Annotated in this window: 23 protein-coding genes and 1 pseudogene; 13 read left to right on the plus strand and 11 right to left on the minus strand. The window is 66.6% G+C overall.

The features are described from left to right. Positions 1-232: 232 nt before the first annotated feature. Positions 233-649: pseudogene (locus tag IPG14_RS13700) on the plus strand (arsenate reductase ArsC); the annotation flags it as partial. A gap of 74 nt (positions 650-723) precedes the next feature. On the opposite strand, the gene IPG14_RS13705 reads toward IPG14_RS13700, so the two are convergent. From IPG14_RS13705 to rho, 3 genes are all read right to left on the minus strand, one after another. After that, the gene (locus tag IPG14_RS13705) at positions 724-2,367 is read right to left on the minus strand and encodes a thiamine pyrophosphate-binding protein (RefSeq protein WP_343386110.1); all 1,644 of its coding nucleotides are present in this window, start codon (positions 2,365-2,367) and stop codon (positions 724-726) included. A 386-nt stretch (positions 2,368-2,753) separates the two neighbouring features. Continuing rightward, positions 2,754-3,992 (minus strand): peptidoglycan DD-metalloendopeptidase family protein, encoded by a 1,239-nt coding sequence (locus IPG14_RS13710; RefSeq protein ID WP_343386111.1) that lies wholly within the window; start codon positions 3,990-3,992, stop codon positions 2,754-2,756. A gap of 136 nt (positions 3,993-4,128) precedes the next feature. Next, the gene (rho, locus tag IPG14_RS13715; RefSeq protein WP_343386458.1) at positions 4,129-5,403 is read right to left on the minus strand and encodes a transcription termination factor Rho; all 1,275 of its coding nucleotides are present in this window, start codon (positions 5,401-5,403) and stop codon (positions 4,129-4,131) included. An 844-nt stretch (positions 5,404-6,247) separates the two neighbouring features. Here rho and IPG14_RS13720 point away from each other — a divergent pair. From IPG14_RS13720 to IPG14_RS13740, 5 genes are all read left to right on the plus strand, one after another. Continuing rightward, positions 6,248-6,814, plus strand: a complete 567-nt coding sequence (locus tag IPG14_RS13720; protein ID WP_343386112.1) for a nitroreductase family protein — start codon at positions 6,248-6,250, stop codon at positions 6,812-6,814. 135 nt (positions 6,815-6,949) lie between these two features. After that, a complete protein-coding gene (locus IPG14_RS13725) occupies positions 6,950-9,367 on the plus strand; it encodes a CoA transferase (protein ID WP_343392185.1) in 2,418 nt (805 codons plus the stop codon). 25 nt (positions 9,368-9,392) lie between these two features. After that, on the plus strand, positions 9,393-10,160 hold the full coding sequence (locus tag IPG14_RS13730; RefSeq protein WP_343386114.1) for an enoyl-CoA hydratase/isomerase family protein: 768 nt from the start codon (positions 9,393-9,395) through the stop codon (positions 10,158-10,160). 156 nt (positions 10,161-10,316) lie between these two features. Continuing rightward, positions 10,317-12,263: an acyltransferase family protein gene (locus tag IPG14_RS13735; RefSeq protein ID WP_343392186.1), complete on the plus strand. Its 1,947-nt coding sequence runs from the start codon at positions 10,317-10,319 to the stop codon at positions 12,261-12,263. A gap of 52 nt (positions 12,264-12,315) precedes the next feature. Continuing rightward, complete coding sequence (locus IPG14_RS13740; protein ID WP_343386116.1) at positions 12,316-12,567, plus strand: hypothetical protein; 252 nt, start codon at positions 12,316-12,318, stop codon at positions 12,565-12,567. Here the strand turns inward: IPG14_RS13740 and IPG14_RS13745 are convergent. After that, positions 12,536-13,336 carry a hypothetical protein gene (locus tag IPG14_RS13745; RefSeq protein WP_343392187.1) on the minus strand — a complete coding sequence of 267 codons (801 nt, stop codon included), beginning with the start codon at positions 13,334-13,336 and terminating at the stop codon, positions 12,536-12,538. The genes IPG14_RS13740 and IPG14_RS13745 overlap by 32 nt on opposite strands. Before the next feature lie 103 nt (positions 13,337-13,439). Between IPG14_RS13745 and IPG14_RS13750 the strand changes: the two genes are divergently transcribed. Together IPG14_RS13750 and IPG14_RS13755 are read left to right on the plus strand one after the other, a co-directional pair. Further along, the gene (locus IPG14_RS13750; RefSeq protein ID WP_343386118.1) at positions 13,440-13,760 is read left to right on the plus strand and encodes a hypothetical protein; all 321 of its coding nucleotides are present in this window, start codon (positions 13,440-13,442) and stop codon (positions 13,758-13,760) included. A 6-nt stretch (positions 13,761-13,766) separates the two neighbouring features. Then, complete coding sequence (locus IPG14_RS13755) at positions 13,767-14,933, plus strand: acyl-CoA dehydrogenase family protein (RefSeq protein WP_343386119.1); 1,167 nt, start codon at positions 13,767-13,769, stop codon at positions 14,931-14,933. 136 nt (positions 14,934-15,069) lie between these two features. Here the strand turns inward: IPG14_RS13755 and IPG14_RS13760 are convergent, their stop codons facing one another. The 4 genes from IPG14_RS13760 to IPG14_RS13775 form a co-directional block, all read right to left on the minus strand. Further along, complete coding sequence (locus IPG14_RS13760; protein WP_343392188.1) at positions 15,070-16,299, minus strand: FAD/NAD(P)-binding oxidoreductase; 1,230 nt, start codon at positions 16,297-16,299, stop codon at positions 15,070-15,072. 128 nt (positions 16,300-16,427) lie between these two features. Continuing rightward, on the minus strand, positions 16,428-17,024 hold the full coding sequence (locus IPG14_RS13765) for a response regulator transcription factor (RefSeq protein WP_343392189.1): 597 nt from the start codon (positions 17,022-17,024) through the stop codon (positions 16,428-16,430). A gap of 95 nt (positions 17,025-17,119) precedes the next feature. Then, positions 17,120-18,028 carry a trypsin-like peptidase domain-containing protein gene (locus IPG14_RS13770; RefSeq protein WP_343392190.1) on the minus strand — a complete coding sequence of 303 codons (909 nt, stop codon included), beginning with the start codon at positions 18,026-18,028 and terminating at the stop codon, positions 17,120-17,122. Between the two features lie 122 nt (positions 18,029-18,150). Further along, on the minus strand, positions 18,151-18,873 hold the full coding sequence (locus IPG14_RS13775) for a glycosyltransferase (RefSeq protein ID WP_343386123.1): 723 nt from the start codon (positions 18,871-18,873) through the stop codon (positions 18,151-18,153). Between the two features lie 149 nt (positions 18,874-19,022). On the opposite strand from IPG14_RS13775, the gene IPG14_RS13780 reads away from it, so the two are divergent. Further along, the gene (locus tag IPG14_RS13780) at positions 19,023-19,814 is read left to right on the plus strand and encodes an enoyl-CoA hydratase-related protein (protein ID WP_343386124.1); all 792 of its coding nucleotides are present in this window, start codon (positions 19,023-19,025) and stop codon (positions 19,812-19,814) included. Between the two features lie 16 nt (positions 19,815-19,830). Here the strand turns inward: IPG14_RS13780 and IPG14_RS13785 are convergent, their stop codons facing one another. Together IPG14_RS13785 and IPG14_RS13790 are read right to left on the minus strand one after the other, a co-directional pair. Beyond that, positions 19,831-20,463, minus strand: coding sequence for a CDP-alcohol phosphatidyltransferase family protein (locus tag IPG14_RS13785; protein ID WP_343392191.1), 633 nt, complete (start codon positions 20,461-20,463; stop codon positions 19,831-19,833). After that, on the minus strand, positions 20,460-21,227 hold the full coding sequence (locus IPG14_RS13790; protein WP_343386126.1) for an NTP transferase domain-containing protein: 768 nt from the start codon (positions 21,225-21,227) through the stop codon (positions 20,460-20,462). Before IPG14_RS13790 ends, IPG14_RS13785 begins: the two co-directional genes overlap by 4 nt. A 113-nt stretch (positions 21,228-21,340) precedes the next feature. Between IPG14_RS13790 and thrB the strand changes: the two genes are divergently transcribed. The 4 genes from thrB to IPG14_RS13810 all read left to right on the plus strand — a co-directional run bounded on the left by thrB (position 21,341) and on the right by IPG14_RS13810 (position 25,154). Continuing rightward, positions 21,341-22,243 (plus strand): homoserine kinase, encoded by a 903-nt coding sequence (gene thrB / locus IPG14_RS13795; protein ID WP_343392192.1) that lies wholly within the window; start codon positions 21,341-21,343, stop codon positions 22,241-22,243. A 5-nt stretch (positions 22,244-22,248) separates the two neighbouring features. Next, a complete protein-coding gene (locus tag IPG14_RS13800; RefSeq protein WP_343392193.1) occupies positions 22,249-22,725 on the plus strand; it encodes a GNAT family N-acetyltransferase in 477 nt (158 codons plus the stop codon). 177 nt (positions 22,726-22,902) lie between these two features. Continuing rightward, positions 22,903-23,736 carry a universal stress protein gene (locus IPG14_RS13805; RefSeq protein WP_343392194.1) on the plus strand — a complete coding sequence of 278 codons (834 nt, stop codon included), beginning with the start codon at positions 22,903-22,905 and terminating at the stop codon, positions 23,734-23,736. Positions 23,737-23,879: 143 nt separating this feature from the next. Further along, complete coding sequence (locus tag IPG14_RS13810; RefSeq protein ID WP_343386129.1) at positions 23,880-25,154, plus strand: CoA transferase; 1,275 nt, start codon at positions 23,880-23,882, stop codon at positions 25,152-25,154. A 122-nt stretch (positions 25,155-25,276) separates the two neighbouring features. Here the strand turns inward: IPG14_RS13810 and rpsT are convergent, their stop codons facing one another. Continuing rightward, positions 25,277-25,543, minus strand: coding sequence for a 30S ribosomal protein S20 (gene rpsT, locus IPG14_RS13815; protein ID WP_343386130.1), 267 nt, complete (start codon positions 25,541-25,543; stop codon positions 25,277-25,279). Positions 25,544-25,698 lie beyond the last annotated feature (155 nt).

A 25,698-nucleotide genomic window follows, 5' to 3' on the forward strand; every position in this document is an offset into this window, starting at 1 on the left:
GGAGAGTAGGGGGAAGCGCCAGAACCGGGAAACACCGGGCGCCGGGGCCCCGGGCGCGCGGGGCGCGGCGGGGGGCGGCGGCGCCGGCGGGGGGGCGGGGGCGCCCGCCGGCCCCGGGCGCGCGCCCGCGGCCCGGCCCCGCCCGGGCGGGCGGGGGGGGGGGGGGGCCGCCCGGCCCCCCCGCGCGGGGGGGGGGGGGGAGGCGAGAGTCCGGGGAGCGAGTACGAACCACATGCCTGAAGTCCTCTTCGTCTGTGTCCACAATGCCGGTCGCTCGCAGATGGCCGCGGCACTCACGGCATCGCTCAGTTCGGGAAGCGTCCACGTCCGCTCCGCCGGGTCTGCCCCCACCGGGTCGATCAACGCCCACGTGGTTGAAGCCATGGCGGAGATCGGGATCGACCTATCCGCGGAGTTTCCGAAACCCCTCACCGATGACGTCGTCGAGTCGTCCGATGTGGTCATCACGATGGGCTGCGGCGATGCCTGCCCTGTCTACCCCGGCAAGCGCTACCTCGACTGGGCGGTCGACGACCCGGCTGGTCAGCCGATCGAAGTCGTGCGCCGCATCCGCGACGACATCGCGGCACGCGTTCGGACGTTACTGGAAGAGCTGGGGGTAGGGGAGCCAACGCCCCGAGTCCACTGACGCCTCGCCCTTGAGCGAGCCCGGGCACAACCCACTTCCTGACCCCCGCCGGCGCCCCCATCGGCTGTCACCTGTCAGCCCAGGTACATCGACCCGCGGCTGCCGCCCTTCGGGTCGGTGATGACGTTGATGACGGCGACCTTGCCCGCGTTCAGCGCCCTTTCCAGGGTCGGGCGGATCTCTGCCGGGTCGGTAACGCGCGCCGAGAACCCCCCGACCATCTCGCCCATGCGCTCGTAATCCACCGGCAGCAGTGCGGCGATGGGCGGCGAATCCGGCGCGAACATCCGGTCCTGGATCGAATGGCCCGCGATGCCCCCGTTGTTCGAAATCACGAACACCACGTTCGCACCGATCCGCGCCGCGGTCTCGACTTCCATCGCTGCCGCCCCGAATGCGTAATCGCCGATGACCGCCACCGCCGGACGCTCGGGCATCGCCAGCTTGGCGCCGAGCGCGTAGGGAACGCCCGTCCCCATGCAGCCCGTTGTTCCGGAATTGAGGAGGGAGCGCGGGTTGTAGCTCGGTAGCACTGCCCGCGAAACCGCCATCGTCAGCTCTGCATCGACACTGATGTTGACGTCCCGGGGGACGGCATCACGTACTTCGCGAAGCAGGCGGAAGTGGTTGATCGGCTCCCGGTCGGAAGCCATCTGTTCTCCGATCGCGGCTTCATTCTTCGCCGCGTCAGTGCGGAGCGCTTCCGCCCAGCCCGTCCCCGTCGTCGCCAGCGCCCGGCCCGTGAGCGCATCGGAGATGGCTTCGCTCGCGGCAGCGCAATCCGCCACGAGGCCGAACTCGAGGTCGGCGGCGTTCGTCATCTCTTCCGGCACGATGTCGATCTGGGCCAAGCGGACGTCGGTCGCGAAGCGCGGAGCCCGTCCGAACTGGAAGATCCAGTTGAACCGCCCGCCCACCATCAGGACTGCGTCCGCGCCGGCGAGCGCCGCCGAACGGGCAGCGTTCATACACATAGGGTTGTCATCGGCGATGACGCCGCGCCCCATCGGCGACGCCACGTACGGGATCCCGAGCCCCACCAGCCGCGTCAGCCCGGATGTCGCGTCCGCCCAGGCCGCGCCCTTGCCCACAAGCACGAGTGGCCGCTTCGCTGACGCCAGCATCGAGGCGATCGACTCGACCATCCGCGGGTCCGGGTGCGGCGCAGAGACCTGCGGGCCTCCCGTCCGCAGCGGGACTGCCTCGTCGTCCACACGACGGCGAACGAACTGGCCCGGGAAGTCGAGGTAGACGCCTCCGGGCCGCCCGCTGACTGCCTTCCCCAGGGCAAGGTGCACCAGCTCCGGGATGCGTTCGGTGCTGTCGACCTGTGCGGTCCACTTGCAGCCGGGCTTCGCGAACGCGACCTGGTCGGCTTCCTGGAACCCGCCAAGCCCACGCGTCCGTCCGTCTACCGATCCGCCGAGGACGACGAGCGGCATGCAGGACTCGGTCGCGACGTGAAGCCCGGTGACCGTGTTGATCATGCCCGGTCCCGAACCCGCCACGACCACGCCGGGCTTCTTCTTCAGGTAACCCCACGCAGAGGCGGCGAAACAGGCGGACTCCTCGTGGCGGCAGTTCACTACCTGGATGCCCTCGGCCTGCATGCCGGCCATCACTTCGATCATCGGCCCCGCGACAACGCCGAAGGCTGTATCGATCCCCGCTTGTTTGAGTTGCCTGGCGGCCAGGCGGCCCCCGTTGATCTCGGTCATTGCCCTACCTCTTCGTCGAACGCACGCTCGTGCCGGGAAGTATGGCTGCAGATCCGGCCGGTGTCAGACTCCGCGCACGTTCCGACCGCCACCGTTGGGGGTGTAACATCGCAACGACAGGAGGCGGTCAATGACCCCGTTCGAATCGAAAGCCGTCCGTATCCACGGCGTTGAGTACGTCGCCGAAGCCTCGCTGAACAACTGAAACAGCCTCTGGACCGCCGTGGTGCGGTCCGGGAACAAGCCGGTCGCGTCCGGCGCCGGCAATTCGCCCGAAGGGGCGCTGGCCACGGCCATCGAACGCGCGGAGCAGGCTCTGTCAGGGGTCGCCGGGAGTTGAACACCGCCGGCTCGGAATCCTTCGCGTCCGCACTGTTTCAGTTCGGCTAGAAGTTCAGGTAGAGCGCGGGGTTCACATAGCCGCCGTTGTAGCGGATTTCGAAGTGCAGGTGATGACCGGTGGTGAAGCCGGTGAGACCGGTGAGACCGAGCGTGGCGCCTGCGCTGACGCGCTGGCCGGGAGTCACGTTGATCTGGCTCATGTGGGCGTAGAGGGTCGTCCAGCCATCCCCACAGTCGACAATGACGTGGTAGCCGTAGCTGTAGGTGAGGTACTCGGTGGTCGTCACCACTCCATCGCAGACAGAAAAGATCGGCGAGAAGGCGAAGCTGTACATGTCGAGGTCGATGCCCGTGTGGTAGGAGCCAGCGCCACGCGGAGTGCCGAATGCGTCGCTGACCGAGCGCCAACCACCGAGGGGGAAGTTCTTGAACTTGCCGCCGGAAGGCAGTGCGGTGCCGCTGCCCTGGTTGGTTCCGACGCCCGGACCGCTGCCGGGGTTACCGGTGCTGCTGGCGGGCGGTGGCGGGGGCGGCGGCGGCGGGGGTTTAATCGTCGCGCCGGGGAGGAGGAGGTACTGGCCCTGTTCGAGCTGGTTCGGGTTGGCGATGTTGTTGGGCTTATAGGAGACGACCGTGTCGGCATCGATGTTGTCGTACTGGCCAACGATCTTCGCTACGGTATCGCCGTAGCCGACCTTGTAGAGGATGCCGTCCTTGCGCGGGACGATGATGATTTGGTCCCGCTGGATGAGGTTCGGGTTGTCGGCATGCAACGTCGGGTTGTTGGCAAGGATGGTCGCCATCGAGACGCCGTAGCGGGAGGCGATACCGCTGATCGAATCGCCGCCCTGGGTGCGGTATTCAACGATGGGGCTACGCGGATCGATGATATCGGCCAGGGGCTTCACTCCCGCACCGACTTCACCAAGTGAGGCGGCCGCGGCCGAAACGCCGGATGAGAGTGAAGTCGTCGGCGAGACGGCGCCAACTGCGCGGACGCTCAGCACTTCCGTCCGGAGGTTCGTTGTCGCGACTGAATCCATGGTCTGGATGCTGGCGGAGGGGCGGAAAGCGGTGAGCGAACGGGCCTGGGTGGTGCCCGCCATGCCGGAGAGGCTGAAGGTAGGGAGAGTTGTGGAGGCAGAAGCGTTAGAGGCGCTCGGGAACTGGCTCGCGAAGACGACAGCGCCCACGGCAAGACTCACGACGAGGCCATGGACGGTGAACCGGCCGGGGCGCTTCGAGTGTGCGTGGCTACGCGCGCGAGACAGTTGGAATGCCATAACGCGAATCCGGTCAGGGTGGCGGGCGGGTACACGCACCACAGGCTGAGCCTGGCCTAACCTTGCTCGCCTCCTCCTTTCGAAGCTATTCCGGCGATTGCTGATTGCCGGATCACAGGGCCCTTAGGGGAGTGCCCTAGAGCTCTGTTTTCAACGTTCCGAGGAACTCCTCATTCGTCGAAGTCCGCGCGATCCGTTCGAGGAGCCGCTCGGTCGCCTCGATCTGGTTCGGCGAGTTCTGCGAAATCATAGCCGTCATCCGGCGCACGAGCCAGACTCCGCGGAGGGTCTTCTCATCGAGCAGGAGCTCCTCGCGCCGGGTGCTGCTGCCCTGGAGGTCGATCGCCGGGTAGAAGCGGCGTTCCGCCAGCTTGCGGTCCAGGCGCAATTCCAGGTTGCCGGTGCCCTTGAACTCCTCGAAAACGACTTCATCCATGCGGGAGCCGGTGTCGACGAGACAGGTGGCGAGAATGGTGAGCGATCCACCCTCGTCGGCCTTCCGGGCGGCGCCGAAGAGCCGCTTGGGCGGGTAGAGCGCAACCGGGTCGACGCCGCCGGAAAGGGTGCGGCCGCTCGATGGCAGGGCGACGTTGTAGGCGCGCGTCAGGCGCGTGATCGAGTCCATGAGGATGACGACGTCCTTGCCGCCTTCAACGAGACGCTTGGCGCGCTCAAGCGCCAGTTCGGCGACGCGCGTCTGGTCTTCGACCGGCTCATCGAACGTGCTGCTGACGACTTCTCCGCGCACGCTCCGCTTCATGTCGGTGACTTCTTCGGGCCGTTCGCCAATGAGGACGACCATGAGGTGGACGTCCGGGTAGTTGGTGGAGATGCCGTTGGCGATGTTCTTCAACAGCATCGTCTTGCCGGCTTTCGGCGGCGAGACGATGAGGCCGCGCTGGCCGCGCCCGATGGGGGCGATCAGGTCAATGATGCGGTGGGTGAGGTTGTCCGGGGTGGTTTCGAGCTTGAGTTGTTCGCGTGGGAAAATCGCCGTGAGGTTCTCGAAGTAGGGGCGCCGCTTCGCCACTTCCGGATCCATGCCGTTGACCGCTTCGACCTTCAGGAGGCCGTAGTACTTCTCGTTGTCCTTCGGGTGGCGCACCTGGCCGGTGACGTAGTCGCCGGGGCGGAGACCGAACTTGCGAAGCTGGGACTGCGACACGTAGATGTCGTGAGGGCCGCCGAGCATGGACTCGCCACGCAGGAACCCGTAGTTTCCGTCGTCGCTGACTTCCAGGAAGCCGCCGGAGAAGACGTTTCCCCGTACCTCCGCCTGCGCCTGGAGCAATCGGAAGATGAGGTCGGTCTTACGCAGGGTGGCGGCTTCATCGAGACCCATCGCGATGGCGAGTTCGGCGAGTTGCTCGCGCGACTTCTGTTCCATCTCGGCGATGTTGAGGGGCGCCATCTGGCTGCGAGTCTGACGCTCTTCCTGGTCCTGGGAGTCACGGTCGCGCGGGGCCTCACGCTCGCCCCAGCGCCGTTCTCCACGGTCGCCCCGGTTGTCGCGATCTCTCCAGCGGCGTTCCCCACGGGGCTGCTGTTCCTGGCGCTGTTCGACGCCTTCGCGGTTCTCGTTCCGGCCGTGGCGGGTGAACGTGCGTTCCTGGGGTGCGCCAGCGGGCGGCGAATCCGTGACCGGGGAGTCGGCGGAGGGCGCATCGACAGGGGAAGGGGGAGCTTCAGCGGAGTCCGCGGTCTCGCGGCGGAAGGGGCGCTGCCGGCGCGGCTTTTCCCCGACCTCGGCATCGGCCGGCGGGGACGCGTTATTGCCTATCGTGGCAGCGACATCCACCACATCTTCCGGCGCAGGCGCCGCCTTTGGGCGGGTTGTCCGCCGGCGAGGGGCCGGGGCGAGAGCGTGCCCGTCTTCCGAAGTGGCTTCGGGGCTTGTGGTCGGTTCCTGGGTTTCAGTTTCTTCCAATGCGACTACCGTGTAGAGGGGTGTGCGTGCCTGGAGGGCGGTGAGGGGTGCGATGAAAACGTAAGGTGTTTCCGCGTCCAACGCTCGGACTGTATGGACGCACGGACAAAGTGGGGAGCTGGCAGCACCTTCAGCGGCACGCTATCCAATCCAGCTACAGACACATTACGACGCCACCGATTGGCATGCAAGGCAGATACCGGGCCAATCGTCCGGGGAGGCTCGCGCCGTCGTGCGGCGGATGTGAAGCGTATGACCTACATCGGCGTTTAAACACGCCTGCAGACCGGCTAGACTCGGTGTCACTTTCCGCCCCAAGGATGACACCATGACCGAAATCGCCAGCCTGGATTCCCTGACCGAGTTGATGGCCCGGCAACGTGCCGTTCGCGAGTTCACCAGCGACCCCATCGACGACGTCCTCATCGAGAAGATTCTCCGGGCCGCAACCCGGGCGCCGAGCGCCAAGAACGTGCAGGTCCTGCGGTTCATCGTCGTAACCGATCCGGCGGCAAAGAAGAAGCTCGCCGAACTCGTAGATGAAGCCCCCGCTCCCGGACGGACACCGTGGGACGAAGTCCCGGTGATCATTTTCGTGTGCGCCGAGAACCCGTTTGGAATGTCGGCGACCGGCTCCGCCGCCTGGGGTGGATCGGTGTATCCGGGAATCCAGAACCTGCTCCTCGCGGCTCACGCGGCGGGGCTCGGGACGGTCCTGACGACATCGCGCGGGAAGCTGAAGGAGCAGGAACTCAAGGACTTCCTCGGGGTGCCAGAAGGCACGCACATCGACGCGGTGATCCCGATGGGCTGGCCCGCGGTGAAGCTGGGGAAGAACAAGCGGCGGCCGGTTTCAGAGGTGGCGTACCGGGAGAAGTTCGGGACCGCCTGGTAGGCGGGCGGCCGGTGGCGGCTACCTGGCCCCCGAGTCCAGGGGCCCCCAGGGGGACACGCCAGCTAACGACTGTGATGCAGCGGCGGGTGGTGGGTAGAATCGCAGCGCCGCGGGTTTCCCGGCAGGAGTTCCGAATTGGCGGGAGCGCTGGCGGGTATCCGCGTCCTCGAATTGGCCGAAGGTGTGAGCGGGCCGTACTGCGGCAAGCTGTTGGCGGGCCTCGGCGCGGATGTCATCAAGGTCGAACCACTCAACGGCGACCGGACCCGGCGGGACGGGCCGTTCCCTGGGGACGCGCCGAACGCCGAGTGCTCGGGCCTCTTCCTTCACCTGAACACCGGGAAACGGAGCACGATCGCGGACCTCGCGACGGGGGAGGGGACGGCCGTGACCAGGCTCCTCCGCGGCGCCGACGTGGTCATCACCAGCCTCCGGCCGGCGGAACTGGCGGCGGCGAAGATCGACCTTGACGCGTGGCGTGCCGAGTACCCCGCGCTGGTGATCGCGAGCGTGACTGGATTCGGACTAAACGGGCCATACGCGGACTATCGGGGCGGCGAACTCATCACGTACTCCCTCGGCGGCTACGCGATGCTGACGGGCTCTCCCGACCGGGAGCCGCTGAAGGCGTATGGCTCGCTCGTGGAGTACCAGGCCGGTGCACAGCTGGCGTTGGGCGTGATGGCCGCGCTACTCGCCCGCGAAGTGACCGGCACAGGCCAGGTGGTCGATTGCGCCGCGATGCAGGCGGCGACGTTCCTCCTGGGGGCAGTCGAACAGGGCGCCCACTTCTACGGCCGGATCCATCGGCGAAACGGCACCCGGCTGCTTGGATTTCCGCCCGAGCATTCCTATCCGTCGACGATCCGGCCATGCGCCGATGGCTACGTGCATTGTCACTCGAACAACCGCTTCCTCGACCTGCTGGGGGTGCTTATCCCACACCCACGCCTAGCGGCGCCGGACCTCTTGTCTTCGATGATGGGCCACGCCGACGAGGTCGACGCGATCATGGACGAATGGCTGGCAGACAAGACACGCGAAGCGATCGTGTCGAGCGCGCAGGAGCTGCGGCTGCCCTTCACTGAGGTGCGCGAACCCGGCGAGGTGATGTCGGAGCCTCATCATCGGGAGCGCGGCAGCTTCGTCACCATCGAGCATCCGGGCGCCGGACCCGTCCTGCAGCCGGGAGCACCATTTCGGATGAGTGCGACGCCCTGGACGTGCGCTCCCGCGCCGATGCTGGGCCAACACTCCGACGCGAGCTGGACCGGCAACGAAACGGCCCCGACCCGGCCGGAGACGCAGAGGAGGGGCCTGAAGCCACTTTCGGGCCTCCGCGTGATCGACTTCACGAACGCTGTGGCAGGACCGATCGCCTCATTCATCCTTGCCGACCTCGGCGCCGAGGTGATCAAGGTGGAAGCGCCGGGGAGCCGACCGAAGGTTGCCGCCGGCGTTGCGCCCCTCCTCGAAGGCGCCGACGCCCCTTCGTACAACCGGATCATGACTTTCAACGAACTCAACCACGGCAAGCGCAGTCTCGCGCTCGATGTCGCGACGGCGGAGGGACGCGAGTTGTTCCTTGCACTGGCGGCGAAGAGCGACGTCGTGGTGCAGAACTTCTCGCCGCGCGTGATGGGGAACCTTGGGATCGACTTCGAAACGCTCCGGGAACTGAACCCCCGCATTGTCCTCGCTTCGATGCCCGCGTTCGGTCTTTCGGGGCCACTGCGCGACCGGATTTCCTACGGGCCAGGGATCGACGCGATGAGCGGCCTGAGCCACCTGACCGGATACGCGGACGGCCCACCGATGAAACCCGGGAACTTCTTCTGCGACCAGCAAGCAGGCGTTTTGACGGCGTTCGCTGTCTGCGCAGCGCTGCGGCATGTGGAGCGCACCGGCGAGGGCCAGCACCTGGAACTCGCGATGATCGAAGGCGAATTCCAGGTGCTCGGCGATGCCTACATCGACTACGCGATGAACGGGCGAGAACGCCGGCGCACGGGCAACGACCACCCGGCCATGGAGCCACACGGGATGTTCCGCTGCCGGGGCGAGGATGCATGGGTAGCCATCGCTGTTGAGGACGAGCGCGAATGGATGGCGCTGTGCAACCTCATCGGACGGACGGAAATGGCCGCACGGTATGCGGGAGCGGCCGCGAGAAGAGCCGCTCGCGGGGACATTGCCGCTGCAATCACGGCATGGACGGAGGGACGGACGCACTACGAAGCGCAGGCGGAATTGCAGGCCGCAGGAATCGCCGCCGGTGCTGTGCTCAATGCAGCCGAACTGCTGACCGACCCGCACGTTCGGGCGTACTCCGGCTTCGAATACGTGGAAACGCCCGGCGTGGGCCGGACGCCGTATCCGCGCGTGGCGTTCCGGCTTTCGGAGACGCCGGTCCCCGTGTCGGGACCGGCGCCCGGGTTCGGCGAAGCGAACGACTACATCCTCCGCGAGCTGTTGGGCATCCCCACGGCGGAGGTTGACGAACTCCGCCGCTGCGGAGTTGTGGCCGACGAGCCCACAGGGGTCGGGCACTAGGAAATCGGGATTCAAAATGGAGGGGATGAAATTGGGACGAGTGATTGTCGAAGCGGCAGGAGCCGTGCGGAGCGTGACCCTGGACCGGGCGGAGAAGCGCAACGCCATGGACGCACAGATGCTGGACGAGTTGGCCGCCGCATTCAACGTGACGCCGCCCCCCGAAGAGCGCGTGACCGTCATCCGCGCCAACGGCACGGTGTTCTGCGCGGGGCTCGACCTCAAGGAGCGAGGCGAAGGTGGACCGATGCGCGGCGCGAGCCCCATCGAGCATGTGCTGGACCTCATCGAGCACTACCCGCTGCCCGTTGTGGGTGTGGTCCAGGGCGACGCTATCGCGGGCGGGAACGAACTGGCGCTGCACTGCGACCTTGTGGTTGCTTCGACTGCCGCCCGGTTCGGAATGTCGCTCGCACAGATCGGCCTGGCGCCGACATGGTTCCTGGCGAAGAAGTTGCTCGAAGTCGGCGGCCCGGTGGCAGCGCGCGAGGTTCTCTTGCTCGGTGACCCGATCCCCGCGGAGCGGATGTATGCCCTGGGGCTCATAGCACGCGTCGCGCCGCCTGAGGGACTGGAAGCGGCGGCCGATGCCGTGATTGGGCGCCTCGCCGCGAATGCGCCTCTCTCGCTGCGGGCGATGAAAGCGCTGCTGGTGCGCGAGATGGCTTTCCGCGACGGCATCCCACACGCTGATGTCGATGCGCTGGTCGATGCCGCCCGGACATCAGGTGACGCCCGGGAAGGCATGGCAGCCCGGCTGGAGAAGCGGGCCCCGCGCTTCGAGGGAAGGTAACACCTCGGCCGGCACGGCTTGGGGCACCGGCCGAGGCGGTTGCCGCCCGGACCTCCTTGCCCGGAACGCCGCAAAGATCGAGCGTAGTGACTTGACGGCGCCTCTTCGCCGGCAACGGCGTTGAGTGTTGCCGCGCACCTCGCAGGAGCGTGACGCGTGCGGCTGACGCGAACCCCTGGCCACAGCGGAGGACCCGGTTACCTGCCGGGAATCGACGGTTTGCGCGCGATCGCCGTACTGGCCGTCCTCCTCTTTCACGGTGATGTGACGGCGGTGAGCGGTGGTTTCCTCGGAGTCGAGGTGTTCTTCGTCGTGAGCGGCTACCTGATCACGCTGCTCCTGCTGCGCGAGTTCGAGCGAGACGGGAGGTTCCGGCTGCGCGCCTTCTGGGGACGGCGGCTGCGGAGGCTGTTGCCCGCCGCCGGTGTGGTTGTGCTTGCGAGCCTGGCGTACGCCCTGGCGTTCCTTCCGGAGGAAGTCTCGGGCCTGCGAGGAGATGCGCTCTCGGCCGCTGGCTACGCGACCAACTGGTGGCTGGTCTTCGGAAACCAGCCGTACTTCGAAACGCTGGGCCGTCCGTCGCTGCTCCAGCACCTCTGGTCGCTGGCCGTGGAGGAGCAGTTCTACCTGGTGTGGCCGATCGTGTTCCTCGCACTTCTGAAGCTGCTGGGCAGGCGAGGAGCGCTGCTGGTGACAGTCCTCGCGATGGCGGGCTCATACGCGCTGATGGCCGCGCTGCATGACCCCGCAGTCGACCCGGCGCGCCTCTATTACGGCACGGACACGCGGGCCGGCGGCCTCCTGGCCGGGGCCGCCCTGGCGATGGCCTGGGACCCGGGAAAGGCGCGGGCTGGCGGCACGGGCACGCGGCTCGCGGTCACAGCGGCAGGGTGCGCGGCACTCCTCGCCATCGGATGGGCGTTCCTCACCATCGACGCCTCCACCGGTTGGCTTTACCCCTGGGGCTTCGTCATCATCGCCGCCGGCGCCAGCACCTCCATCGTCGCTGCAACTCACCCCGGATCGAAGGGGCTACCCCGGCTGCTGGGCAGTGGATCGATGCGCTGGGCAGGGACGCGCTCCTACGGCCTCTACCTCTGGCACTGGCCGCTGTTTGTGCTCACCCGCCCCGGGGTCGACGTGCCCTTCGACGGGCTGGACCTGCTTGCGGGGCGACTGGCGCTGGCAGCACTCGCGGCCGAAGTGTCGTACCGGTTCGTCGAACGGCCCTTCCGGACCGGCGCGGTTTCCCGAACGTTCCGTTCCGCATTCGGGCGGGCGCCCATCCGGGCACGGCTACTCGCGGCGAGCGGCGGCCTGTCGGCGTTCGCCCTGGTATTCACGGCGTTCCACGCGCCCGATGCGACCGTGCCGTATTACCTCGCCGAAGGCGGATTCCACGGAGTTGTCGGTGCTCCTCTCGTAGGGGTGGAGCCGGCGAGCTCCCTGGTCCCGTTTGTGGAGGTTCCGCCGGACGCCGAGTCAAGCGCGACGCCGGAAGTTCCGGCCGCGGCCTCAGCGTCGGCAGGCGACGAGGCAACGCCGGAGGCGACGGCCGTTCCAGCGCAGGAACCCGCTACTCCAACCGTCCCGGCGCCGACAACGGCTCCCACTCCACCGCCACCACCGCCGCCCACGAGCGCACCGATCTTCGCCGTCGGCGATTCGGTCCTGATGGGGGCGGCGCCGTACCTCGGCGTCTGCGGTACCGTCGAAGTCGACGCTCAGGTCGGGCGCCACGTTGGCGAGGTGGTCCGCATCCTCCAGGGGCGCCGGGCATCCGGCCGTACCGAAGACGTGGTCATCATTCACACGGGGAACAACGGCCCACTCTCCATCGACCAGGTGGATGCGATGGTGGAAGCGGCGGCCGGTGCGAAGGTGGTGCTGGTCACGGTGCGCGTCGGCAGGCCGTGGGAAGCCGGGAACAACGAGATCATCCGGTCGGCTGCAGCTCGATGGGGCAACGTCCGGGTTGCCGATTGGTACGAGGCGACTGAAGGCCACGGCGAACTCTTCCACAGCGACGGCATCCACGTCGGCGCGGCCGGCGGCCAGTTGTACGCGACAGTTGTCGCCTGGGCGATGAACACGGGCGGTTGACGGGGGCCGCGCGAGTCATCACAGTTCGGGCCAAATCCAGGAGGACGCATACATGAGTGGCTTTCGCAGCTTCGCAGCCCGAGTTCACAGCAGCGAGGAGGGGCATTCACTGCCGGCCGTCGCATCACTTCTCGGCGGTGCCGGAGTCGTGGTCCTCGGCATCGGCGCTGCGGGCGACAACGATGCCCTGACACTGGTTGGCGGCATCGTCGGCGGACTGGGTGTGATCGCGGCATCGACGCTGGATCACATCAAGGTTGAGTGGGAATTGTTCACTCGCCTCGACAAGCTGGAGAAGAAGTAGGGCGCCCTGCTTGGCCTGAGGGCATCCGTGTTTCCACCTGTGCTGCCTGCCAGGCTGCAACCATCAGGCGGCCCTGGAGCTCCCCGCAGCGGCGGTGCATCTCCGGGCCGAAGTGAAGGCGGTCACGGGTGCGGACCGCTTTCGCGAACGCGTCCGCATCGTGAGGCGGCAGGTCGTATGGGATATGGAGCGAATCGCAGACGGGCGCAAGCCTGCCGAAGAGTTCGGCCCGGCGGCGCATCGCGCGCCGGCGGGCGGCAGCCCCGCCTTCGAGGGCGGCCGAGTACGGACTCCCGGCGAGGACGACCGCCACGTGTTCGTGGCGAAGGACCCGGCGGAGGCTGGCTTCGATCGCTGTAGCGGCTTCCGCTGGTGTAAACGGGGGCCGCCCGCCCACAACCCGCGTGGCAACGCTTCGCGAGAGCCTGACGAGCGGACTGGCATTGAAGTCGTAACTCCTCGTGGCGCTGTTGAGCCTGCGGCTCAGGAAGCGGCCGGCCGGGCCCAGTCGCTGCAGGCGAAGTGCGATCAGTTCGGCCTCGCACCAATGAGAGCTGATGTTGAAACAGACGATCTCCGGCTTTAGCTCGGCAACCCAGCCCTCGACGATCTCCGGCATCCTCTCGTTCGGGCGGGGCATCCGCAGGATCGTCTCCACCTGCTCTCCGGAAGCGCTGGCCAGGATTCGCCCCGCCAGACTGGCGGCTCGCTCCTCGGAGGGGGTCTCTCCTTCCGAGTCGATACTGCTGCCCAGGCGAAGGATGCGCATCGGTGAAACGATACGTTGTCCCCGCCCCCTGCGCCGCTGGCGAGGTGACCGCGAGGCCGTGGATTTCCCTTCGGAAGGGTGCGGAAGCGTAGACTGCGACCCGATGAAGTTGCACCTGGAAAAGCCGTGGTTGGAGTTTTCCGCCGAACGCGTGGCGAGGTTGCCGGGCCAGATGGGCGTGTTTCAACTCGCCGACGACGCGGGACGAGTGGTCTACATCGGGTTCGCAGGCGGTAAGAGCCTCTTCGGCCTTCGCAGCGAGCTCGAGAAGCGGCTCGGATCGGCGCCGCAGTTCCGGTACGAGGTGAACAACCAGTACCAGACGCGCTGGCGGGAACTCCTGATGTTGCACGTGGGCGCGCATGGCGCTGTCCCAGAGATGAACGGGCACGAAGCGGTGCCGAAGCTCGGAAGGTTGGGGTAGATCGCGATGGACCTGGAACTCTCTGATGAGCAGAAGCTCATCGTCGATACCGTGCGCAAGTTCGTGCGCAATGAAATCGTCCCGCTCGAGGCCGACCTGGACCCCGACGGCAGTGAACTCGACCCGGCCGACCACGACCGTCTCGTCGCCCAGGTCAAGAAGATGGGCTTCTACGGCCTCGATATCCCGGTCGCCTACGGTGGACCGGATGTCGACATCGTCACGCGCACGCTCATGGCGATCGAAATGGCCCAGCACCGGGCCGGGCTCTACACGCCCTGCTACGGAGTGTTCGGCGGCGCTGGCCTGGCACAGCTCTTCGAGGCAAACGAAGACCAGAAACAGCGATACCTCTATCCGACCCTGCGGGGCGAGAAGCACGGCTTCTTCGGGCTAACCGAGCCCTCGGGTGGGAGCGACCCCGCCCGGGCGATCAAGACCTCTGCCGTGAAGGACGGGGACGACTGGGTGATCAACGGCGGCAAGATCTTCATCAGCGGCGCCGACAAGGCTGACTACGGGATCGTGTTCGCGCGGACGGACAGCTCCAAAGGCCGCGAAGGCATCACCTGCTTCCTCGTCGATGCCGATGCACCCGGATTCCATGTGCGCCGCGTGGTGCACACCCTGCGCTCAACGAGTTACGCGACTGAGCTGCAATTCGACAACCTGCGCGTCTCGGCGGCGAACGTGCTCGGCGAGGTGAACCGCGGGTTCGGCATCGCCAACGACCGGCTGAGCCGCCAGCGCATTCCCTACGCGGCCGGCTGCATCGGAGTCGCGGTGAAGGCCCAGGAGATGGCGATCAGTTACGCCAACCAGCGCGAGACCTTCGGCGACATCCTGGCTTCCCGCCAGGCGATCCAGTGGATGATCGTGGACAACGAAATCGACATCCGCACGAGCACCTGGCTCACGCTGGCCGCGGCGCACAAGGCGAACCGCAACGAGTCGTTCCGGACCGAGGCGGCGATGGCGAAGCTCGTCGCCAGCGAAGCCGGGGGCCGCGTCGTCGACCGGGCGATGCAGATCCACGGCGGCTACGGGATGACGAAGGACCTTCCGCTGGAACGCTGGTACCGCGAGATCCGCATCCGGCGTGTCGGCGAAGGGCCGAGCGAAGTGCAGCGGCTCATCATGGCAAGGGACCTGCTTGGGGGAAGCTTCCACTAGTACCGGCTGTCACTCGCCGCTGATCCGCAGCGAGTTCCACCGGCACAGCAGCGAAGGTCTCCTTCGGCAGGCGGAGGCGTGGAGCGATGGGCCCGGCTCCCAACGGCCGGGCTGCGAGCGATTCGCTGCGGAGACCCTACGCCCGGCCTTTGAGGATGCCCCACCAGTAGAGCTTCGGAAGGAGGCGGGCCTTCACCTGGTACATCGTCCAGCGTTCCTTCGATTGGTCGAATGGGAAGGTTTCCCGGGGCTCGTTGTTGTAGTCGAATTCCGCCATGACGAGTTTGCCGTAACCGGTAACGAGCGGGCAGGCGGTGTAGCCGTCGTACTTGCCTTCGAGCGGGCGCCCGAGGATCGCAGCGACCAGGTTCTTCACCAGCACCGGCGCCTGCTTACGGATGGCGGCGCCAGTCTTGCTCGTCGGCAGGCTGCTGGCATCGCCGAGTGAAAAGACATTGGGGTAGCGGACATGCTGCAGGGTGTCACGGTCGACATCCACCCAGCCGTCGGCGTTGGCGAGGGGCCCGCTGCGGATGAAGTCGGGTGCGCTCATCGGCGGGACCACGTGGAGCAGGTCGTAGTGGATAACAGTGCGCTCCTTCGTATCCAGGTTCTCGAAGGTCGCTTCTTGCGCCTCGCCGTCCACGGCGACCAGGCTTTCGCGGAACTTCGCATCGATGCCCTTGCGCTCAACCACAGCACGAAGCGTCTTCGCGTACTTTTCGACCGCGAAGATGCTGGGCTGCCCCGAACGGAAGAGGATTGTGGCCTTGTCGCGCAGGCCCTTCTTCCGGAACGTGTCATCGGCGAGGTAGGCGATTTTCTGTGGTGCGCCGCCGCACTTGATCGGCGTCGCCGGGTGGGTGAACAGGGCTGTGCCGCCCTGGAAGCCATTGATGAACTCCCACGTCTTGTCGACCAGGTCGTAGCTGTAGTTGCTGCAGACGCCGTTCTTGCCGAGCGCCTGTTCCAGACCCTCAACCTTGCCCCAGTTCACCTGGATGCCGGGCGCGACGACGAGGTAGTCGTAGCCGATACGCTTGCGGCTACCCGTCAGGACCGCGTTCTCTTCGGGGCAGATTTCGGCGACGGAATCGCGGATCCAGGCCACGCCTTTGGGAATGACCGAGGCCTCGGACCTTTCGGTCGCTTGCTTCTTGACCACGCCGCCGCCGACCAGCGTCCAGAGCGGCTGATAGTAGTGCTTGTCGGAAGGATCGATGACCGCGACATCGAGCCCCTTGAGCTTGCGCATGAGCCTGGCGGCGACGCTGATGCCGGCGTTCCCGCCTCCGATGATGACCACCTTGTGGTGCTCATCCGTGCCTTCTTGGGCCGGACTGGCCATCGCTTGTGCTGCAGTCATGACGGAAACCCCCGGGGTCAGCTGATAAAGTTGACCGAATTAGTCAAGTTAACCGCCACCGTACCCACAGATCAAGCAATGGAACTATGACAAAAGTCATATTTCCCCCGTTCGTGGAAGCGGGGCGCCTAGAGCGGCAGGATGCCGCCGCGGACCGCCAGCGTGACCGCTTCCGTCCGCGATGCCGCGCCGAGCTTGCCGAGGATTGTGCCGACGTGGAACTTGACGGTGTGCTCGCTGATGCTCAGTTCGCGGGCAATCCCTTTGTTTGGCAGGCCGGCGGCCACATGCCGCAGGACCTCGATCTCCCGGTCGGAGAGGTTCGCGCCTTCGAGCAGGAGTGGAGCCTCATGGGGACGGTTCGATATCAAAGCGGCGATCGCCGGGTCGAACACGACCAGCCCCTGCGCCACGGCGTTGACGGCGGCGGCAAGCTCGGAAGCGGTCGCCTCTTTGAGGAGGTACGCGCGTGGGGTGTCACCGGAGATCACTGCGGTGGCGAGCTCGCCGGGGGAGGCCGCGAGGAGCACGGCCGGGCCATGTGGCCAGTCCTCGTTCGAGCTGTCTTCTTCAAGGTCCGCCACGGTGACATCGGCAGCTTCGTTCGCCAGCTCGAATGCCGGGTTCGCGGCGAGCATCGCGCGGAGCCCGGCACGGACCGAAGGGTAGGCCGCCTGGACGGCTACGCGAAGAATGGCGAATGGTTCTGGGGCCGGTTCGTTCATCGATACCTGTTCACTGAGCTTAGCATTCCGGGGCCGGGGCTTCGTGCTCCTTTCGGAGGAGGGCCCGCGATGCCGCAAGCCCTCCCGCAGGAGCGTCAAGAACGTTCGCCGATGGTAACGGTGAGGTCCTTCCGTTCTCCGCCCCGCAAGACCGAAGCCGGGGTCGCCTGGCCAATGTGCGATGGGCCGAGCTGAGCCTGCAGCGAATCCGTGTCGTCGACGGGTTGACCGCCGAGTTCGATGAGGATATCGCCGATGAGGACGCCTGCGGCGTCGGCCGGGCTGTCGGGCTCCACGGAGATGATCAGGAGGCCGGTCTCGCGGCCGCCGGCCAGGGCGGCGAGTGCCACGGGGAGCCTGGCCACCTGGCTGCTGATGCCCAGGTAGGCACGGCGGACTTGTCCGCCGGCGAGCAAGTCCGCCGCGATGCGCTCGACTGCCGCAACGGGGACTGTTAGCCCGGCGCCGCGGCCGAGGCGTGCGCTGTTGATGCCGACGACCCGGCCCTCGGCATCGACCAGCGGTCCGCCGGAGAAGCCGGGAAAGAAAGTGGTGTCCGTGCGGATGTAGCCTTCGACCTCGCCTCCGCGGAAGGTACGCCATGGACCGCCGATCGCCCCCACGACGCCGAGCGACGCCATCGGGCCTTCCAGGGACGGCCGGCCGACGGCGAGAACCAGGTTGCCGACTTTCGCGGAGCCGGCGGGCGCCCGAAGTGCCGGGGTGAGCCCCGCCGGCCCTATCTTCAGGACGGCGATATCGGAGCCTGGGTCACGGCCGGCAACCGTGGCCTGGTGCTTCGAGCCATCGGCCAGGACGACCTCGACTTCATCACGTTCGATGACGTGATGGGCAGTGACGATCGTGCCGTCCGCCGACCAGACGACGCCGCTGGCGGGAATGCGCCGCCGGGCATTGACCAGGACCGTGGACGCGCCGGCAGTTTCGACGGCCGCCGCAAAGCCCGCGGAGACCTGGACGAGGGTGGTGGATTCGGTGGACATGGGGCTAAACCTCCAGCGAGCCGGTCCCGGCTCGGTGTGCTGGGACGAGATTCGCACCCGTAGGCGGCGGCGTGACCGCCCGGGAGAGCGGTTCCAGCGCTAGTCAAATGGGGAGGGCAGCGTCAGGAGGGCCGGGTCTTCCGCCGGAACCGCATGCGCAGCAGGCCGCGGATGTCTTCCGTGGCGGTGCTGATGATCTTGACCTTCGTGTCTGTATCTTCCACCCAGCGGACTGGCAACTCGCAGATCTTGAGCCCAGCCTGGTGCGCAAGGATGAGGAGCTCCGTATCGAAGAACCACATTCGGTTTTCGATTTGGGGCACGACTGCGAGGACAGCCTTGCGGTTGAGCGCCTTAAAGCCGCACTGGGCATCGGAGATCTTGAGCCTCGGGAACGTCATCCGGATGAGCGCCACATATCCGCGGGACGTGATCTCTCGCTTGAGCTGCCGGTCGGTCTTCGAGCCCTTTGCCAACCGGGAGCCGATAGCGACATCGCAACCCCGTTCGGCGACCATGGTGACAAGTTCCGGCAGATGGTTGATGTCGGTGCTGAGGTCGACATCCATATAGCTGACGATATCCGCGTCACTCGTGAGCCAGGCTTCGCGGAGGGCGAGGCCGCGCCCTTTCACGGTCAGGACCAGGGCCTTCACCCGTTCGAACCGCGCATCGAGGTCGCGAGCGAGTTCCGATGTGCCGTCGTTCGACCCGTTGTCGGCGATGACCAGGCGCCAGTCGTACTGGGTGTTCTGCTCAAACAGTGCGAGCGTGGTGAGGACGCTCTGTTCGAGGACCGTCACCTCGTTGTAGCAGGGGATGACAACATCGACTCGGGTGGCCATTCGCCAGATTGTCGGGCTGAGGCGGTAAAGGCGCCATCAGGGAGGTTGTGCGATCACACGCGGGCGAGGCCCCACTACCGGCGCTTTCGTTTCCTTGCGCGAGACGCCACAATCGCGGCACCAAAACTCGCCTCGAAGGAGCCACACCAATGGGCGACTGTATCGTCGACACCACCGATGGCGTCATGGTCATCAGATTCAACCGCCCCGAACGCATGAACTCGCTCGGCGGAACCTTGCTCGCCGAATTCAACGCCGCGCTCCTCGAAGGCCGCGCGGATGACCGGGTCCGCGCCTTCGTGGTGACCGGCGAAGGCCGCGCGTGGAATGCCGGCGCCGACCTCCAGGCCGTCGGCAGCGGAGGGGCCAACGAAAACAGCAAGCGTTGGAACGCCGTCGACCCTATCGGCGAGGTGGGCCGCACTATCCTGAACCTGCGCGGCTGCGATAAACCGACGATCGCAGCCGTCAACGGCGTTGCCGTCGGAGGCGGTCTGGGTTTCTGCTCCGCTTTCGACATCCGTATCGCGAGCGAGCAGGCGCGCTTCAGCACCGTATTCATCAAGCGTGCGCTCGCGCCCGATTGCGGGCTCTCGTGGTTCCTCCCGCGCCTCATCGGCCCGGAGCGCGCCTCCGAGATGTTCTTCACGGGGCGAATGGTCGATGCCACGGAAGCACTCAACATGGGGCTCGTCTCCAGGGTGGTGCCTCACGAAGAACTGATGGACGCGGCCCTCTCCCTGGCACGTGGCATCGCGAACTCGCCGCCTTCGGCCATGATCTACACCCGCCGGGCGCTCCACAATTCTCAGACGGCGACGCTCGAGCAACAGCTGGAATTCGAATGGGTGAACCAGAAGGCCTGCCTGCGGGCGCCGGAATTCCAGGAGGGTGTCCGCTCATTCCTGGAGAAGCGCGACCCGGACTGGTCACAGTTCTAGGCGCGACCCCGCCGACCTAGGTTTCCGTGGGGAACCGGCGACTACCGACCGTGACACGCAGGTAGACCAGCCGCCAGGCGACAGTCAGGGCGGAGACGGCTGCCAACACGATGAGCGTCCAGTAGCACTGCCCCATGACGGTGCCGATGGCCGCGATCAGCGACCGCACGTCGCGGCTGGCGAGGCCAAAGACCGAATCGAGTCGGCCGGATTCGATGACGTCGGGCAGATCGGCTTCTATTCGCGCACGGCTGTAACTGACTATGAGCGCCGCCGAAAGCGCGAGCATGCCCACGAATTCCGGGTGGGGGTGGCCTTCGAAGCGGACGGCGAACACGGTCATTCCGGCGAGGATGGCGGCATCGGCGTAGCGGTCCGTCACAGCGTCGAAAACGCCGCCGAACCGCGTCGCCATGTTCTTCAAACGCGCCAGTTCGCCGTCCACGCCATCGATCACGCTGACGGCCTGGATGGCAATCCCACCGGCGATGTTCCATCCGGCAGCCATCGCCCCGCCGCTGGCCAGGGCAAGCAGGAGGGTGAATGAAGTCACGGTGTTCGGGGTGAGCGGAGTCCGCCTGAGCGCCCGCGCCAGGGGCCGGCTCAAGGGGCGGTTGAGGTACCGCGAGACGATGCCGTCATAGGTCATCGGCTGGCGCCAGCCGCGATCAACCTGCTCGCGGCCTCCAGGTCCTCGACCGTGTCTACGTCGTACCAGCTGGCCCCGGAAACATCCACGGCGTGAAGCATATCCCGCTTCGCGAGCTCGCCGAAGATCACGGATAGTTCGCAGTCCTCCGGGGAGTCCTCGACTGCGGACCAGGCCTCCGGGGCGAGGAGGAAGGCGCCGGTGTCGAGCGCGTCCCAGGGGGACACGTGTTTGCCGATGGCGGCAACGGTCATTCCATCGGCGCCGAACCTCAGCCGCGTGGCTTCGTCGACGTAGTCGTGGGGCCAGGGCTCCGCGTCAGCCGCGACGAGCGACACGCCCGGGGGGCGTGGAGCAGCGATGAGCGGCTCCACGATGGCAGCGGATAGCAGATGGTCGGCCATCAGGAGCAGGAACGGTTCCTCTCCGCACGATTCGCGTGCCGCGCGGAGGGAGAGCGAAGCTCCGGAATGGAACCGGGCATTCGTCACGAACGTGAGGCGGAGGCGCCCTCGACCGATTGCCTCCACGCCGTCGCGGAGCTGTGCCTCCCGGTACCCGGTAACCACTACGACCTCCGAAACCCCGGTTTCCGCCAGGGCATCGAGGGTGAACTCGATCAAGGGGCGGCCGCAGATCGGGATGAGCGGTTTCGGGAGTGCTGAGGTGTGAGGTTCGAGCCTTCCGCCATCACCGGCGGCGAGGATCACGGCACGCATCGAGCGGCGGAGGGAGTCAGCTTCACGCGCCCATAGTAGCGCCACCGGCCGGCGCCGAGTCACCGGTGTTGGCGCGATGCCGGCCGGGCGAACCGGTGGCTCGTTCCCGGTTGGGCAGGGGCAGGTATCATGGCGGCTTCGAAACCTGGGAGCGCTCCATGGAATCTACCGCCATCACTGTCCGTGTCCCGGCCACCAGCGCCAACCTCGGCGCCGGATTCGACTGCCTCGGTCTGGCACTGGACATGTTCGCATCGATCACCGTCACTTTCGGAGATGCCGAGGAGCCGCCGACCGACGATGTCGGCGAGAAGATGGTGCTCACGGCGATCCGGCAGACGTACCAGCACATCGGCCGTGCAGCGCCGAACGGCGTCCGAGCGCGGTATCACGTTTCGATCCCGCTCGGGCGAGGACTCGGCGCGAGTGCGGTCGCGCGGGTGGCCGGAGTTGTTGCAGTGAACGAGTTTGAGCGCGGGGCGATGGACGAGGGACAGATGCTGGACATCGCCAGCGAACTCGAAGGCCATGGCGACAATGCCTGTCCGGCGCTGTTCGGCGGCATGCAGGTGTGCGTCCAGGCAGCCGACGGACACTACCTGCGAGCCGACTGCAAGTACCCCCAGGATGCGGCGATGGCCATCCTGATCCCGGACCACTCCATGCCCACGAAAGAAGCACGGAAGGCCCTGCCGGAGCAATACTCGAAGGCCGACACCGTGCATAACACCGGGCGCGCCGCGCTCTTCGTCGCTGCGATGGCATCTGGCCGAATGGAACTGCTGGCGGAAGCGACAGACGACCGCATCCACCAGCGGCAGCGCGCGGGCCTCTTCCCGCCGCTGTTCGATGTCTTCGCTGCGGCGCGTGGCGCCGGCGCGCACGCGGCCTGGCTGAGTGGAGCAGGGAGCTCGGTGGCGGCCATCTGCCCCGAAGGCCAGTCCCGCGAGATCGCTGCCGCGATGCTCGCCACAGCCGAAGCACAGGGGTACTCGGGACGTTCACTGGTGACAAGGGTCGCGCGCGAAGGCGCCACCATTTCGAAAGTCGAGCTCGTCTGAGAGCGATGGCACTCCGCCCGGCGACCGAGGCAGACCTGGATACCATCATCGAGCTGATCCACGGCCTCGCGGAGTACGAGCGGGAACCCGAGGCCGTCCGGCTGGACCGGGAGACCCTGGGCGGGCACCTCTTCGGCCCAAGGCCCTACGCCGAAGTGATCCTCGCGGAGACCGACTCCGGCGCCAGTGCCGGTTTCGCGCTGTTCTTCCACAACTTCAGCACGTGGGAGGGCAAACCGGGCATCTACCTGGAGGACCTGTTCGTCCGGCCGGAGTTGCGCGGCCAGGGGTACGGGAAAGCGCTCCTTTCGGCGCTCGCCCGGCTAGCGGTCGAACGCGACTGCGCCCGCCTCGAATGGGCGGTACTGGATTGGAACGAGCCCTCGATTGCCTTCTACCGGGCGCTCGGCGCCGTCTCGATGGACGAGTGGACTACCTACCGGGTGACGGGGGAGGCCCTCTCGAACCTCGCCAGGGAGTGACAGGCGGAGCCGGAACCCGGGGCCACCGGCTCACGCCCGCCACGTTCGTGGCCTGCCGGTGGCCATTGGTACACCACTGAACGCCCGATAGGCCGGGGGGCAGGGGCCTGGTGGCGCTCGCCTGCGGCGCTCGAATGATTCATGCTTGCGCAACCAGCAAAGATGCGAGGTGCCCCCGTGCCCGATCCCAAGCCTATCCTTGTCCCGCTCGACGGTTCGAAAGTTGCCGAGCATGCGCTTCCAGCCGCGACCTGGTACTCAAAGTTGACCGGTGCGCCTCTGAAGTTCGTCCACGTCATCGACTCCGAAACCAGGCCGGAAGCGCGGGCGAAGGCAGCGGAGTTGTTCCAGAGCTACGCCGCTGAACTGGCCGCGCGGCACGGGCTCGGCAAGGTTGATTGCCAGGTCCTCGCGGGTCCCGCTGCCGAAGAAGTGCTTTCGGCTTCGGTTACGGCGGCCGGGATCGTCATCGGCTCCCACGGCCGCGGAGGCTTCCGGGCGATGATCATCGGCAGCGTCGCGGACAAGATCGTGCGTGGCGCCGGCGTCCCAGTCCTCATCGAGCCCGGGGCCGACGAGCCCCACGCACCGCGTGCCGGCCAGCCCATCCTCGTCGGCCTTGATGGCTCTGAAGAGGCGGAACGGGGGCTTGCCGCGGCGCGGGCACTCGCAGCGAAGGAAGGCCGCCCCCTCGTGATGCTGCGCACTTACAGCATTCCTCCCGCGGTCGGCGTCGAGTTCGCGACGTACCCGGCGGACCTCGCCACCACGATGGAAGAGGCAGCCAAGAGCTACCTGGCCAGCGTGGCGAAGGCGGGAGAGAAGACGCTCCTGCGCATGGGAGATGCGACAAACGCGTTGCTCGAAGCAAGCGAAGAGATCGACGCCGCGCTCATCGTGCTCACGTCTTCCGGGAAGGGGCTTGGTAAACGCCTCGCCCTCGGGAGCACCACGGACCGCGTGGTGCACGGCGCGAAGCGGCCCGTTCTGGTGGTCCCGCGGGCGAGTTGACACTCGCGAACACTCTCAAACGAAGGAAGAGGGCGCCCCTTCGGGCGCCCTCTTCGGCTCTGCGCACGATGCGAACTGGCGCACCCTCACGTTCACGTTAGAATACGGCGGCTTACTACTCTGCAGTTGGGAGGGGGTTGTTCATGGCTTCTGGTCCACTCTCGGGCGTCAAGGTGCTCGAGTTCTCTCAGGTCATCGCCGGGCCGTTCTGCGGCATGCATCTCGCCGATATGGGCGCCGAGGTCACGAAGTTCGAACCGATCGCTGGCGAACCGTGGCGCCTGATGGTCGAACTCGTGCCGAAGGAATCGCGCGTTTTCGCGAGCCTGAACCGGGGAAAACGGGGCGTGGCCATGGACATGGCGCAACCCGAGGCCCAGGCCGTCATCCACTCGCTGGTGAAGGACAGCGACGTGGTCATCATCAACTATCGTCCGGGGGTTGCCGAACAACTCGGCATTGACTACCCGACGCTGAGCGCGATCAACCCGAACATCGTCTACTGCGAGAACACGGCCTTCGGTAAGAAGGGTCCGCTCGCCAAGCGCGGCGGCTACGACATCGTCGTCCAGGCGCTGACCGGCCTGATGGCAGGAGAGGCGAAGCTCGATGGGGACGTCCCCACGTACGTGTACCCGGCGATTGGCGACTACGCCACCGGAATCCAGATGTCCAACGCCATTTGCGCGGCGCTCTACCACCGGGAGAAGACCGGCAAGGGCCAGCGGATCGACTGCACCCTGATGGGGACGGCCATGGCGATGCAGACGAGCCAGTTCACCTGGCTCGAGATGTTCGATGACGAGGTCATCCCGCCGATGCTCGAGAGCCTGAAGCAGGCACGCAGCGAGATGAAGACCTTTACCCAGCAGGTAGGGGTACACAAGATGTTCAGGCCCGCGGCCGCGGGGAACATCTACTACCGCGTCTACCAGACGAAGGACGGATTCATCGCCGTTGGCGCGCTGAGCATGGCGCTGCGGATCAAGGTGATGGCGGCAACGGGGATAAAGGACCCGCGGTTCCAGCCGGACGGCACCTTTGTGATGGCCCCGGAGGGCTGGGAGACCCGCGGGCCGGAGCTGGTAGCCGAAGCCGAAGCGCTCTTCCGGACGAAGACCACGGACGAGTGGGGCCAGCGGTTCGAGCAGCACGGAGTCCCGGCCGGTCCGGTCTTCTTCATCGAAGAACTCTTCGACCATCCACAAACGATCGCCAATGGCCTCCAGGTCCACGTGGAGCACCCGATGCTGGGCGGGATGAAGATGGTCGGCCCGCCATTCCAGATGTCGGAAACGCCGCTTGAAGCCCAGTCGCCGAGTCCGATGCTCGGCGAGCACACCGATGAGGTCCTCGCCGAAGCGGGCCTTTCCAGCGCGAGGATCGAACAACTCCGGGCGGCCGGAATCGTCCTTTAGCAGGGGCCCACGACGTGTGCCCGCCGACCGCCTGGCGGGTGTCGGAAACGAACCACCCAAAACGAAACGCCCATTGCGATCGCAATGGGCGTCTTGGTCCTGAGAGCCCGGACGGGGAGTGCCTAGGCAGCGCCCTTGCTGATGAAGGCAGCGAGGCGCGCCTTGGTGCGGTCGGCCTTGCCGGTGTGGATGGCGCCCATCTTGGCGGCGCGGTCGAGCGCGCTGTAGGCGGCGCTGAGGGCTTCCCGGGTAGCGGTGTCATCGCCCGCGGCGACGGCTTCGCGGACGCGGCGGACGGTACCGCGAGCAATGGTGCGGCGTGTGCGGTTGCGCTCACGTTCGCGAAGAGACTGGTGCCAGCGCTTAATAGCGGACTTATGGTGTGCCATGTGTTTCGGTATCCGGGCCTAGTGTTGAGAGTGTCGAACGAAAAGAGTACCGCGACGCAGGTCTCCCGGCAACGCGACACTCCCTGCTGTCGGCCCGCAGCAGGGTTCCGCCCGAAAGAATGACGCTATTCAGGTCATGAGACTCGCTGTATGCT

This window comes from Candidatus Amarobacter glycogenicus (genome assembly GCF_016704105.1).
GTDB lineage: Bacteria > Chloroflexota > Dehalococcoidia > Tepidiformales > Tepidiformaceae > Amarobacter > Amarobacter glycogenicus.